At 63.5% G+C, this 12,095-nt stretch carries 11 protein-coding genes; 6 read left to right on the forward strand and 5 right to left on the reverse strand.

The features are described from left to right. Positions 1-23: 23 nt before the first annotated feature. Positions 24-707: a cyclase family protein gene (locus tag NJT13_RS22050; RefSeq protein ID WP_254525676.1), complete on the forward strand. Its 684-nt coding sequence runs from the start codon at positions 24-26 to the stop codon at positions 705-707. Positions 708-782: 75 nt separating this feature from the next. Further along, positions 783-1,571: an enoyl-CoA hydratase/isomerase family protein gene (locus NJT13_RS22055; RefSeq protein WP_254525677.1), complete on the forward strand. Its 789-nt coding sequence runs from the start codon at positions 783-785 to the stop codon at positions 1,569-1,571. A 13-nt stretch (positions 1,572-1,584) separates the two neighbouring features. Here NJT13_RS22055 and NJT13_RS22060 read toward each other — a convergent pair whose 3' ends face one another. Together NJT13_RS22060 and hisD are read right to left on the reverse strand one after the other, a co-directional pair. Continuing rightward, positions 1,585-2,346 carry an enoyl-CoA hydratase/isomerase family protein gene (locus NJT13_RS22060; protein WP_254525678.1) on the reverse strand — a complete coding sequence of 254 codons (762 nt, stop codon included), beginning with the start codon at positions 2,344-2,346 and terminating at the stop codon, positions 1,585-1,587. Between the two features lie 204 nt (positions 2,347-2,550). Further along, a complete protein-coding gene (gene hisD, locus NJT13_RS22065) occupies positions 2,551-3,852 on the reverse strand; it encodes a histidinol dehydrogenase (RefSeq protein WP_254525679.1) in 1,302 nt (433 codons plus the stop codon). 196 nt (positions 3,853-4,048) lie between these two features. Here hisD and NJT13_RS22070 point away from each other — a divergent pair, with 196 nt between their 5' ends. Together NJT13_RS22070 and NJT13_RS22075 are read left to right on the forward strand one after the other, a co-directional pair. After that, complete coding sequence (locus NJT13_RS22070) at positions 4,049-4,822, forward strand: SDR family NAD(P)-dependent oxidoreductase (RefSeq protein WP_254525680.1); 774 nt, start codon at positions 4,049-4,051, stop codon at positions 4,820-4,822. Positions 4,823-5,055: 233 nt separating this feature from the next. Further along, positions 5,056-6,288: a hydroxyacid-oxoacid transhydrogenase gene (locus tag NJT13_RS22075; protein WP_254525681.1), complete on the forward strand. Its 1,233-nt coding sequence runs from the start codon at positions 5,056-5,058 to the stop codon at positions 6,286-6,288. A gap of 157 nt (positions 6,289-6,445) precedes the next feature. Here the strand turns inward: NJT13_RS22075 and NJT13_RS22080 are convergent, their stop codons facing one another. The 3 genes from NJT13_RS22080 to NJT13_RS22090 all read right to left on the reverse strand — a co-directional run bounded on the left by NJT13_RS22080 (position 6,446) and on the right by NJT13_RS22090 (position 10,331). Next, positions 6,446-7,240 (reverse strand): enoyl-CoA hydratase/isomerase family protein, encoded by a 795-nt coding sequence (locus tag NJT13_RS22080; RefSeq protein ID WP_254525682.1) that lies wholly within the window; start codon positions 7,238-7,240, stop codon positions 6,446-6,448. Between the two features lie 881 nt (positions 7,241-8,121). Beyond that, positions 8,122-8,553 carry a cupin domain-containing protein gene (locus NJT13_RS22085; protein WP_254525683.1) on the reverse strand — a complete coding sequence of 144 codons (432 nt, stop codon included), beginning with the start codon at positions 8,551-8,553 and terminating at the stop codon, positions 8,122-8,124. Positions 8,554-8,687: 134 nt separating this feature from the next. Then, the gene (locus NJT13_RS22090) at positions 8,688-10,331 is read right to left on the reverse strand and encodes an acetate--CoA ligase (protein ID WP_254525684.1); all 1,644 of its coding nucleotides are present in this window, start codon (positions 10,329-10,331) and stop codon (positions 8,688-8,690) included. Between the two features lie 143 nt (positions 10,332-10,474). On the opposite strand from NJT13_RS22090, the gene NJT13_RS22095 reads away from it, so the two are divergent. Both NJT13_RS22095 and NJT13_RS22100 read left to right on the forward strand, forming a co-directional pair. Next, positions 10,475-11,647, forward strand: a complete 1,173-nt coding sequence (locus tag NJT13_RS22095; protein WP_256549440.1) for a thiolase domain-containing protein — start codon at positions 10,475-10,477, stop codon at positions 11,645-11,647. Beyond that, the gene (locus tag NJT13_RS22100) at positions 11,644-12,036 is read left to right on the forward strand and encodes a Zn-ribbon domain-containing OB-fold protein (RefSeq protein ID WP_254525685.1); all 393 of its coding nucleotides are present in this window, start codon (positions 11,644-11,646) and stop codon (positions 12,034-12,036) included. The genes NJT13_RS22095 and NJT13_RS22100 overlap by 4 nt, the downstream gene beginning before the upstream one ends. The last annotated feature ends 59 nt before the right edge of the window (positions 12,037-12,095 follow it).

Here is a 12,095-nt window from a genome sequence, read left to right on the forward strand (position 1 = left end):
ACATACCACCTTCACAGAGACCGATGACTAACCGATTTGATAATGCTGACTGGCTAGACCTCACCCAGCCGCTCGACGCCGACGCACCGCACTCTGCGGCGCTCCCCGCGCCCGAGTTCCAGACGCTCAGCGACGTCGATCGCGACGGCGTCAACGCCCAGTGGATCGGAACGCCGACCCACGTCGGGACGCACGTCGACGCGCCCCGCCACATGATTCCGGACGGAGCGACGATCGACGAACTGCCGCTCGAGCGCTTCGTCGGCGAAGCGACCGTTGCAGACGTAAGCCGCGACGAGTCCGAGGTAATCTCTGCGGACGAGTTGGCGGTGGCCGCGGACGACGTTCGACCAGGAGATGTTCTCCTCGTCCGGACGGGTTGGGGCGAGCGCTACGACGACGAGGACTACGAGCGCTATCCGTGGCTCGCGGCCGACGTCGGCGACTGGCTGCTCGAACAGGACGTGAAACTGCTAGCTGTGGACACTCCGAGTCCCGACCGGCCCCGGGCGACGCGACCCGACGGCTGGGACGACTATCCGATCCACCGGACGCTGTTGTCCGAGGGTGTCCTCATCGCGGAACACCTCAGGATACCGCGTTCGCTGGTCGGCGCTCGTCCGACCGTCTTCGGATTTCCACTAGCCTTCAGGCAGGGTGACGGAGCACCAGCGCGATTCGTGGCGGCCCGAACGACCTCGCCGTAGGGTATCACGAGCACTGACCTGTCGCTCGAGTGTGAGCGACAAAACGTTTTTGCTGCTGCCGAATGAGGTCCTTGTATGTCCGAAATCGGAAACGGCCACGTCCGCATCGAGCGCGACGGTCGACGCGCCGACGTAATCATCGCCCGCCCGGAGAAGCGCAACGCGATGAACGAAGCGACCGTCGCGGACCTCACCGCCGCCGTCGAGGAAGTAGACGCCGACGACGACGTTCGCGCGGCGACCCTGCTCGGCGAGGGGTCGGTGTTCTGCGCCGGGTTCCAGCTCGAGATGATGCACGAGAAGGACGTGGCGGACCACGACGAGTTCCACCGCGCGTTCCGCGAACTGCTGGACACGATCGACGAGACGACGACCCCCATCGTCGCGGGCATCAAAGGCGCCGGCATCGCCGGCGGATTCGAACTGACCCTCCCCGCCGACCTCCGTGTGCTGGGTGAGAAGGCGAAGTACGGGATCATCGAGGTCAATCTGGGCATCTTCCCCCACCAGGGCTCCACCCAGCGCCTGCCGCGGATCGTTGGACTCGGAAAAGCGAAGGAACTGGTCCTGACGGGCGACTACATCGATCCCGAAGAAGCGGCGCAGTGCAACCTCGTCACGGACGTGGTCCCCGAGGCGGAGGTCGACGACCGAGCGAGGGAACTGGCCGACGAGCTGACCGAGAAGGCACCGCTCGGTATCGAAAATGCCCTCGAGGCGTTCCAGACGACGTTCGACGTCCCTCTCGAGGACGGCCTCTCGACCGAACACAGGCTGGCGATGCAGGTGTACGGGACCCGCGACCGGAAAGAGGGGTTCGAAGCGCAACTCGAGGGACGAGACGCGGAGTTCGAAGGGCAGTAGCCCCGGAACGCGATCACTCCTCGAGGAAGTCGGTGACCCGTCGCTGGGTCTCTTCCTCCTGATAGGCCGCGATGGCGTGGTGGATCGCCTGCTGCATCGCCTCGTCTAGGTTCGGCGGCCGGGCCGAGTGAACTTGGCGCTTGGCGAGTCCGTGGACGTATGTCGGCTTTCCGGCAAGATCATCCTCGAGCGCACGCAGTGCGGCGTCGAACGACGACGCGTCGTGAAGTTCTTCGATCAGCCCCGCGTCGTAGGCGCGCTCGGCGCCGATCGATCGGCCGGTCATGACGAGGTACTTGGTCAGCCCCTCGCCGACGAACCCCGGCAGCTTCTGTGCGCCGCCGAGGTCCATCGCGAGACCCATCTCGGACTCCGGCAGCCCAAACCGGGCGGAGTCGTCTGCAATACGGATATCACAGGCGAGAGCCAGTTCGAGGCCGCCGCCGAGCACGTGCCCCTCAAGCGCGGCGACGACGGGCGCGTCCAGTTCCTCGATGGTCCGCAGCGCGTCGTGGACCGATTCGAGCTGGTCGCGAACAGCGAGCGGATTCTCCGATCCCCACTCGGGGACGTCCGACATATCCACGCCGGCGGAGAAGGTTCCGTCTGCACCGCGGATCGTCACCAAGTCGACGCCGGCGCCCTCTAACTCGGCGACTGCGTCGCCGATCTCGACGAACATAGCTCCGGTTAGAGAGTTGGCTTTCTCGGGCCGATCGATCGTGACCGTGGCTCGTCCGTCCGATTCTTCAACGCGGATGTTATGTTCACTCACACCAATTCAATTCTCGGCCTGAAGGTTAGGTGTTGTTATCGGACGGATTTCGTAGCCCTGACCGACCGTCCACCGACGCAGCCATAACCGCTCACCAGCAGCGTCACAGATAGTCCTCACCATGCGTTGGAGAGAAGCCGATGTACCATCGGTCCGAGAATCGCCCTCGCAGCCTGCGAGTCTGCGTCGGGATACAAACCGGGTTCACTCCTGCAGCCCGTAATTGGGACTGACGTCCGATCGAAGGCGTGCTTCCGCCGATATTCGGTGAGCGTGTGTTCCCTCGAGTTCGCAGATCTTGGCCGCCAACGGAGCGATGCGCGCCGCGCCCTCCTCGGTCGCTTCCTGATGGGTCAGCGTCTTCAGGTAGGTGCCGACCCAGATACCGCCGCTGTAGCGGGCGACCTCGAGGGTCGGGAGGCTGTGGTTCGTCCCGACGGCTTTGTCACCGAAGACGACGGGCGAGTGTTCGCCGAGGAACAGTGAGCCGTAGTTAGTGAGGTCGTCGACGATCGACCGCGGCTCGTCGATCATCACCTGCAGGTGTTCGATCGCGTAGTCGTTGGCGACGGCGACCGCGTCGTCCAGGGTCTCGGCGACGATCACCTCGCCGTTTTCCTCCCAGCACTCCCGCGCGACGTCCTCTGTGCGGAGGTCGGGCAACTGCTCGTACAGTTCGTCGACGGTCTCCTCTGCGACCCGCCGATCGGTCGAGACGAGGATCGGACGGGAGTTCGGATCGTGTTCGGCCTGAGCGAGCAGGTCCGTTGCGACCAGTTCGGGATCCGCGGTCTCGTCCGCGAGGATGAGCACCTCCGTCGGGCCCGCGAGGAAATCGATACCGACGTGACCGAAGACCTGGCGCTTCGCTTCGGTGGTAAAGACGTTTCCGGGCCCCGTGATCTTCGCGACTTCCGGGACGGATTCGGTGCCGTAGGCCATGGCCCCGATGGCCTGTGCGCCGCCGATTCGGTAGATCTCATCAGCACCAGCCCGATCCATCGCGTACAGTTGCGCCGCCTGAATACTCCCATCGTCCTGTGGCGGTGCGCACGTGACGATCCGATCGACGCCGGCGACTTCGGCCGGAACGATCGACATCGCGGGCGCGGCGACGAGCGGGTGGCGGCCCCCGGGAACGTACGTCCCCGCGGATTCGACGGGGACGATGCGCTGACCGAGTCGGACGCCCTCCTCGAATTCCTTCTCAAACCCCTCGACGTGTTCGCGCTGTTCCTCGTGAAACGCCCGAACGTTCTCGATCGTGGTATCGATCGCCTCCGTCTCAGCGTCGGTCAGTTCCGCCGCTGCGGCCTCGATCTCGTCTTCGCCGACGCGGAAATCGTCGACTTCAACGCCGTCGAACCGCTCCGTGAACTCGAAGAGCGCGTCGTCGCCTCGGTCCCTCACTTCGGAGAGAATCTCGCGTACCGCGTCCGTCACGTCCCGGTCGATCTCGATCGACGCGTCGTCGGCCTTTTTGAGATACTCGATTGCGGTAGACATACTCACTCAAACACGTTCGCAACACCGACAGTTAAAGATACGGACCGGCATCGCGGACACACCCCGATCGTCACGCGACCGACCCCCGATGCTTCCGGTCCGTCGTCTCGAGACGAGTGACCCGGAACCGGTTTCGGACGGCGTAAACAGGAGGAGCATCGGGAACGATTATTGTCTCGGCGAGAAAGGGCTGGTCATGCACGACGGACAGACGTTCATCGTCACCGGTGCGAGTCGCGGAATCGGCCGGACGATCGCACGCCAGTTGCTCGCGGAAGGCGCCAACGTCGCCCTAGCGGCGCGAAGCGACGGTATCGAGGAGACGGCGGCGACGGCCGACGCTGACGATCGGGCCTTCCCGATCCGGACCGACGTGACCGACGAAGCGTCGGTCGAGGACATGATCGACCGAACCGCGGAGGCGTTCGGCGGGCTCGACGGAGTCGTGAACAACGCCGGGATCGCCGGACCGACCGCCCCCGTGACCGACGTCGACGCCGACGACTGGGATCGGACGATGGCGGTCAATGCGCGGGGACCGTTTCTCGTCTCGAAGCACGCAGCCCCTCTTCTGGCGGAGAGCGACCGCGGGAGTATCGTCACCATCTCCTCGATCAGCGGCAAGCGACCGCTCGAGGGGCGGACGCCGTACGCGGCGTCGAAAATGGCCGTGATCGGTCTCACGCGGACGCTGGCGTTCGAACTGGGAGACGACGACGTCACCGTAAACGCCGTCTGTCCCGGCGCGACAGAGGGCCCGCGAATCGAGGACGTGATCACCAGACAAGCCGAGGAGCGCGGTATCGCCTACGGAGAGGCCAAGCGGACGGTCTTCACGGATGACGCGGCCCTCGGCGAACTCGTCGACGCCGAGGACGTGGCGGACACGGTGTCGTTCCTGCTCGGACCGCGGGCACGCCACGTCACTGCACAGGATATCAACGTCGACGCCGGTACGGTCTGGTACTAGCGTCGCTCGTCGGACGCTCATAACAGGAAGCCGTTTCCGTCGTACCCGACGGCCGTGATGGAGGGCCGGATCGAGGGCCGGAAAGAGCGACTCGGCCGGTTCGGCCCGAGGATATCGGCTGCGATGAGACGGACCGGCCTCGCCCGCTTCGACGCCAGTCCCTTTGCGTTACCGCGCTATCGGTGGTCCCAGCATACTGTTAAGTATCTCCTCTTTGAATCCCACATCTGAGTATGTATGAGTCTGACACGGTATGGGAGTTCGCGGTCGCCGATCACGTCAAGTTCGGGAACGGTGCGACGGAAGAACTGGGGGACGAGGTCGCGACTCGGAACGTCTCGAGCGTTCTGATCGTCACCGACGAACAGTTACGGGAAGCCGGCGTCGTCGATACGGTCCGAGCGTCCGTCCCCGACGACGTCGACGTCGACGTGTTCGACGGAGTCGAACCGGACCCGGACGTCGACGTCTACGAATCGGCGATCGAGACCGCAACGGAGATCGATCCCGACGGCATCGTCGGCGTTGGCGGGGGGAGTTCTCTCGACGTGGCGAAGGTGTCCGGGGCGCTCGCTCCGATGGACCGCGACGTGCTCGAATACGTCGCGCCGCCGATCGGTAACGGGGTACCGGTCCCTGACTCTGAGACGCTCGTCTTCGCGATTCCGACCACCGCCGGCACCGGTTCGGAGAGTTCGCCCGCGGCGGTCGTTTCCCTGCCCGATCGGGAGCTCAAAGTAGGGATTTCCAGCCGTCACCTCTACCCCGATCTCGCGGTGGTCGATCCGCTTCTTACGGTGTCCCTTCCTCCAGCGGTCACTGCGTCCTCGGGAATGGACGCGCTCACGCACGCGATCGAGGCGTACACGACCCGTCGCTACGATGCGAAGGCGTCGCCCGACAGGGCCGGGGGGCGACCCGATTACGGCGGCCGGACCCAGGTGACCGATCTGTTCGCCGAGAAGGCCATCGAACTCATCGGCGCTAGCCTGCGACAGGCGGTCAACAACGGTTCCGACGTCGAGGCGCGACGCGATATGTCGCTCGGAAGCCTGTTGGCTGGGATCGCGTTCACCAACGCCGGCCTGGGGGCGACTCACGCGATGGCCTACCCGGTCGCCGGAGAGAACCACACCCCCCACGGCGTCACCGTGGCGGTTCTCCTCCCCGAAGTGATGCGATATAACGCTCCGGCGGTGGCCGACCGCTACGGGAAGATAGCGGAACTCCTCGGCGAACCCGTCGATGGGGCGAGCGATCGCGATGCCAGCGACCACGCCGCAGCCGCAGTCGAAACGTTGAGTTCGGACATCGGAATCCCGTCGGGGCTCGACGGGCTCGGCGTCGCAGAGGACGACGTCCCGCGTCTCGCCGAGAAAACGGCGGAGATTCAGCGGCTGCTGGTCGGCAATCCGCGTCGTGTCTCGGAGGACGACCTCGAAGCGGTCTTCGCACAGGCTCTGTGAAAATCCGGAAGGGACGGCGTTTGGATACCGATCTCGGAATGTTCACCGTTCGAGGAGAGTGAACGCTCGGGGCCTGGTCGAACGACGCGATCGATCACCCGCGTGTTGCTGCCGAGAACGACGTCGAATCGATGTACATGCGCCGTTCAGCTATCGATCACCGGCCCTCGAACTCCGGCTCGTAATCGTCTTCTGCGAACGCTCGTGCACCCTTCTCAAAGTCCTCCGTGGCGAACAACGGCTCGACGAGGCGTCGGTCGTACTTTCGGCCCTCCGCTAGTCCGACTTCCGTCGCCGCGCGAGCCGAGTCTTTGATCGCTTGAACGGCGAGCGGCGGCTTCGATGCGATCGTTTCGGCGAATTCTCGAGTGGCGCCGTCGAGGTCGTCGCCGTAGACGCGGTTAACGAGTTCGAGTTCGCTGGCTCGCTCCGCGGAGATATGGTCGCCGGTCATCGCAATCTCCATCGCGACTGATGGATTGTTCAGCCGACTGATGAACTGCGCGCCACCGGCCCCAGGAATGATCCCGAGGTCGACTTCCGGAAGCCCGAACCGAGCATCTTCGTGAGCGAACCGGAAGTCGCAACTCATCGCGGTCTCGAAGCCGCCGCCCAGACAGTAGCCGCGAATCTTCGCGATGACAGGGACGGGGAAGTCGCTGATGAACTCGTAGTGCTCACGATCGGACCTCGCGCCGGCGGCGTCTCCGCTGAACTCGGTTATGTCCGCACCGGCACAGAAGTTGCCGTCCGCGCCCTCGATAATAACAGCGCGCAGGACCACACCATCGTCGGCGTCGTTCTCTGCTTCGAGGCGCCGCAGTCCGCCAACGATGTCTTTTCGAAGTTGGTCGCTCAGCGCGTTCAGCGCATCGGGACGGTTCAGCGTTAGGTGTCCGATCCCGGTCTCTTCGTCGAACTGCACGATGGTCGTGTCGAATTCGTCTCGCATATCTTAACCGTCGACGGACGACCGTATAGTTGTTCTCGTAGACGAATTATCGTCGATCGTACTAAATGAGCCACACAACGTTTACCTCGAAGTCGGGTGCATAATCGCAAGGGAAGTGAGACGGATCGATAGACGAGGTTCTGTGGTGTGCAATACCTGACCAATAGCTTGGCGGAGCAAGACCACAGTCAATCTGGCCATCCATATCCTGTCACTCCGCTCCGCCTACCGATTCTCCGATGACGATGAGCGGGTAGTCGAGGGGTGTGAGCAGGTCATCTGCCGAAGTAGATAGTACATCTATTGGAAAACTATCGTCCCTGTGATGATAATCACTACTTAGATACATAGTGTTACCGTTTGTCAAGCAAGTATTCCGAGAAGATGTTAACACCCTAAGGCAGTTATTTGACGATATCAAAGAGAGAGTGATACTCTCAGAAAACTACTTGTTTTGGATATTGTAGGGTACGACCACTCAACAAGATTCATGAGAGACCTTTTGGTCGACAAGCACCTTCCCACTGGGGACACAGGGCAGGGAAATAGACGGAATTCCCGGTGAACTACTCCGCCCTACCGCGCTCGGGCCTCCCCGGCCCTCGCTTGGTAAGGACGGGGCTTCCTGTTTCTGTGTCGGAACGTGCAGGAACAGCCCCTACAGCGTCCACGAGGCGCTCCGCGTCTCGTGCGGCCCGGCAGAACGCCGTTGGCGTTCTGCGGACGGTTCCAGACTCCGCAGACGACTTCCCCTTGCGGGCGGTTTGGAGTGTCCCACTCCTACCGAATCGACACTCGGTCACAACCGACGCTGCACACTTGTTGTTACGTTTGAACAACGCCGGAAGCGTGATGAGCGTCTTACAGATGTACGTCCCGACTCAGTCGTCCTCGAGCGCCTCGTCGATTTCTTCGTCGGAGAGCGAGTGTGGATCGAGCCCTGGGTCCTCGACCGCCGGTGCGCCAAATGCGAGCACAGCGCCGCCGTCTTCGCTCACACAGCGGTGGCCACGCCCGATTTTTGGTGCGGCAACCCAGAAGGTTCCCTCGTCGGCCTCGACGAACTCCTCCTCGCCCGAGCGGCCCAGCTTCAGCGAGAACGTCCCCTCGAGGACGTAGAACAGTTCCTCCTGCTCGGAGTGAGCGTGGTAGCCGATCTCTTCACCCTCGTCGAAGTACCAAATTTTGACCGCGGTGTTCTGGCAGTCGAGTTCCTCGTCAATAGCGCGGATGTCGAGGTCCGGCGGCATCTCGTCGACCTCGGAGAGGTCGGTAATCGGTACGTCTTCGGTATCGGCGACGTTGTACTCCATGACGATTGGAACTACAATACAAGGAAACTATAATTTTCCGCTTAGTGTCAGACGATCATAGGCGGCGCGCTGCCGCCAGATAGACGCGCTCGACGATGAGCCAACTCCGCTGCGTGGTTGGTCACCGGCTGCGGCTACTCCGCCTTGCGCTCCTCCAGTTTGTAGCGCTGGATTTTGCCAGTCGCCGTCATCGGGAGTTCGTCGACGAACTCGATCTCGCGGGGATAGGCGTGTCTCGCGAGTCGGTCTTTGACGTGCGTCTGGAGGTCCGCGAGCGTCCCGTCCGGATCATCCGGGGTTTCGACCGGCACGACGAACGCCTTGACGATCTGTCCGCGTTGGTCGTCAGGCACGCCGATCGCGGCCGCTTCCGCGACGATCGAGTGCTCCATGAGGCTGCTTTCGACCTCGAACGGACCGATCCGGTATCCGGACGAGATGATGACGTCGTCGCTGCGTCCCTCGTACCAGAAGTACCCGTCCTCGTCCTCCCGGGCCAGATCGTCGGTGAGCAGCCAGTCATCGTGGAACGCGTCTTCTGTTTTCTCGAGCATCCCCCAGTACTCGTCCATGAGGACCCACTCTCTGGGCTTGGCCGCGACCTCTCCGATTTCGCCGGTCTCGACAGGCTCGTGGGTTTCGGGATCGAGCAACTCGACCTCGTAGCCGGGGCAGGGCCGCCCCATCGAACCGGGCTTGACCTCCATGTCGATCCCCGCGTAGTTGTTGACGATCATCCCTGCCTCGGTAAGGCCGTACGTGTCGTGGACCTGTAGCCCCAGCTGGTCTTCGAACCAGTTGTACACTTCGGGGTTCAGCGGCTCGCCTGCGCTGCTCAACACGCGCAGCTCCTCGAACTCCCGCCCCTCGAGGACCGCCTCGCCAGCCGCGATGATGCCGCGGTACGCGCTGGGAGCTGCACCCATGACCGTGACGTCGTGCTCGTCGAGGATTTCGACCCAGTGCTCCGCGTCGAACTGTCCCCCGTGGAGCAGCCGGGTCGCGCCGAACGCCATCGGCGCGAACCCGGTGGTGAACAGCCCATACGACCAGCTGGGGTCCGCCGCGCCCCAGACGAGGTCGTCCTCGGAGACGTCCAGCGCGTACTTCGTGTGCGGATATAGGATAGGCAGGACCTTGTGGGCCATGACGACGCCTTTCGGCGGCCCCGTCGTCCCCGAGGTGTACTGCATCGTCGCGGGGTCTTCCATTCCGGTGCGGACGACGTCGTACTCGGTCGACCGCCCCTCGACGAGTTCGTCGTAGGCGTGGTTGCTGGCCTCGGTCGGGCCGTCACCGACACTGATCGTCTCGAGGTCGTTGTCAACGTCGAGTGTGCCGACCGTGTCGTCGTGGTCAGTGTGGTAGACCAGCAGTTCGGGGTCACAGTCGTTGACCCGGAACTCCACGGCCTGTTTCTCGAACGCGGTGAACAGCGGAACGTGGATCGCGCCCGTCTTCCAGATGCCGAGGATCGTAATGATCGTCTCCGGAATCTTCGGCAACAGCGTCGTGACCCGGTCACCGCGTTCGATCCCGAGGTCGGTCAGCGCGTTCGCTACCCGGTTCGACGCGTCCCGCAGTTCGGCGAACGTGTACTCGGAGAGTTCCCCTTCTTTCGATACCCACGCGAAGCCGACGTTCCCTGATCCGGCGTGTCGGTCGCAGGCCTCGTGAGCCATGTTGAGCTCCGCAGGCGCGTCCCAGTCATACGACTCGAGCGCGTCGTCCCAGTCGTACGACTCGTACACCTTCTCGTACTCGCCACTTACTGGCATACTATCCGGAATATCTGCACAGTATGTCATAAAATTACCGGCAAGCGTCTGGGCCACCCGCCGGCGCGGGTGGCCTCCGTGGGTCGGGACCGAAGATCCCGCTTGCCTCAGGATTTATGATAATCGAACCCCAATCTCGGTGCATGGTAGAACGAGCCATGGTTATCGGGGCCGGTATGACGAAATTCGGCCCGCACGAGCAACCGTTACCGGAACTGTTCGCCGACGCCGCGCTGCCGGCGCTCGACGATGCCGGAATCGAACAAAATGAAATCGATGCCTTCTACCTCGGAAATACGCTGGGTGGGATGACGGAGAACGCGTCGCATCTCGCACCTGCGTTGGCGAGTCACATCGGCCTCCGCGGCGTCCCGTGTCAGCGGTTCGAGGACGCGTGTGCGACGTCCTCGAACGCGTTCAAACACGCCGTGCAAGCGGTCGAGAACGGCGTCCACGACGCGGTGCTGGTCGGGGGCGTCGAACGGTGCACGCCGACGACTGGGAAAGAGACCGCCGAGATGACGAAGATTTTCGCGAGCGCGGCCCACCGGCAGTACGAGCAACCGACCGGGGTCACCTTCCCCGGAATCTTCGCGCTTCTCACGAAGCGGTACATGCACGAACACGGGACGACGTCCGAACAGTTGGCCGAGGTCGCGGTCAAGAACCAATACCACGGCAGTCTGAATCCCCGCGCCCACTTCGGGGAGGACGCGACCGTCGACGACGTGCTCGAGAGCCCCATTATCGCGGACCCGTTCCACCTCATGGACTGCTGTCCGTTCTCGGACGGCGCGTCCGCGGTCGTCGTCACGTCGCCGGATATCGCGGAAAGCTACGACGGAACCGGCGTGAGCGTCACCGGTCTCGGACACGCGACGGACATCGTGCCGATCGCCGACAAAGAGGGGCTGACGGAGACGAGAGCCGCACGCGATGCGGCGACGGAGGCGTACGAGCAAGCCGATATCGAGGCCGCCGACGTCGACTTCGCCGAGGTCCACGACTGCTTTACCGGCGCGGAAGTGCTGGCGATCGAGGCGCTCGGCCTCGTCGGCGAGGGCGAAGGCGGAACCGCAGCGGAGACGGGACTCACAGCGCTCGGCGGCGAGATCCCGGTCAACCCGAGCGGCGGACTCAAGGCGAAGGGGCATCCGATCGGCGCGACGGGAACCGCGCAGATCGTCGAGTTGACGGAGCAACTCCGCGGCGAGGCCGGTCAACGACAGGTCGGGGACGCGAAGACCGGAATCGCACACAACCTCGGCGGCGATACCGCCACCACGTTCGTGACCGTCATGGAGGCCACAGCATGAGTGAACAGAACCTGACGATCGACGAGGCGACAGAAAACCGCTTGACGTACGGCGAATGGACGAAGGCGCTCCGCGACGGGACGCTCCTCGGGCAGCGATGCGAAGGCTGCGGTCACGTCACCGGCGCACCGAAAGCGGCCTGCGCCCGCTGCGGAAGCCGGACGCTCGAGACCACCGAACTCCCGACCGCGGGCGAAGTGTACACCGAGACCACGCTCGAGGTCGTTCCCGAGGACTTCGACGGCCCGTACCAGGTCGCACTCGTCACGCTCGGCGAAGCCCGAGTAATGGCCCATGTTCCGGAGGGTGTCGATATCGGGGAGACCGTCGAACTGACCGAGACGGTCGACGACGGTGGATCCGTCGCTCCGGTCTTCGAGCCGAACTGATCCACATCACTCACCGACCGCAACAGTTCGTCAAACGCGAGATGGCGAGCGGGTTTCGT

The organism is Natrinema caseinilyticum, assembly GCF_024227435.1.
GTDB classification, from domain to species: Archaea; Halobacteriota; Halobacteria; order Halobacteriales; family Natrialbaceae; genus Natrinema; species Natrinema caseinilyticum.

What these genes read in the sequence shown, in the direction of transcription:
- NJT13_RS22095 (WP_256549440.1), top strand. Translation starts at nt 10,475, where the DNA reads ATGGTAGAACGAGCCATGGTTATCGGGGCCGGTATGACGAAATTCGGC.
- NJT13_RS22080 (WP_254525682.1), bottom strand. Translation starts at nt 7,240, where the DNA reads ATGCGAGACGAATTCGACACGACCATCGTGCAGTTCGACGAAGAGACC.
- NJT13_RS22100 (WP_254525685.1), top strand. Translation starts at nt 11,644, where the DNA reads ATGAGTGAACAGAACCTGACGATCGACGAGGCGACAGAAAACCGCTTG.
- NJT13_RS22050 (WP_254525676.1), top strand. Translation starts at nt 24, where the DNA reads ATGACTAACCGATTTGATAATGCTGACTGGCTAGACCTCACCCAGCCG.
- hisD (WP_254525679.1), bottom strand. Translation starts at nt 3,852, where the DNA reads ATGTCTACCGCAATCGAGTATCTCAAAAAGGCCGACGACGCGTCGATC.
- NJT13_RS22070 (WP_254525680.1), top strand. Translation starts at nt 4,049, where the DNA reads ATGCACGACGGACAGACGTTCATCGTCACCGGTGCGAGTCGCGGAATC.
- NJT13_RS22085 (WP_254525683.1), bottom strand. Translation starts at nt 8,553, where the DNA reads ATGGAGTACAACGTCGCCGATACCGAAGACGTACCGATTACCGACCTC.
- NJT13_RS22075 (WP_254525681.1), top strand. Translation starts at nt 5,056, where the DNA reads ATGTATGAGTCTGACACGGTATGGGAGTTCGCGGTCGCCGATCACGTC.
- NJT13_RS22090 (WP_254525684.1), bottom strand. Translation starts at nt 10,331, where the DNA reads ATGCCAGTAAGTGGCGAGTACGAGAAGGTGTACGAGTCGTACGACTGG.
- NJT13_RS22055 (WP_254525677.1), top strand. Translation starts at nt 783, where the DNA reads ATGTCCGAAATCGGAAACGGCCACGTCCGCATCGAGCGCGACGGTCGA.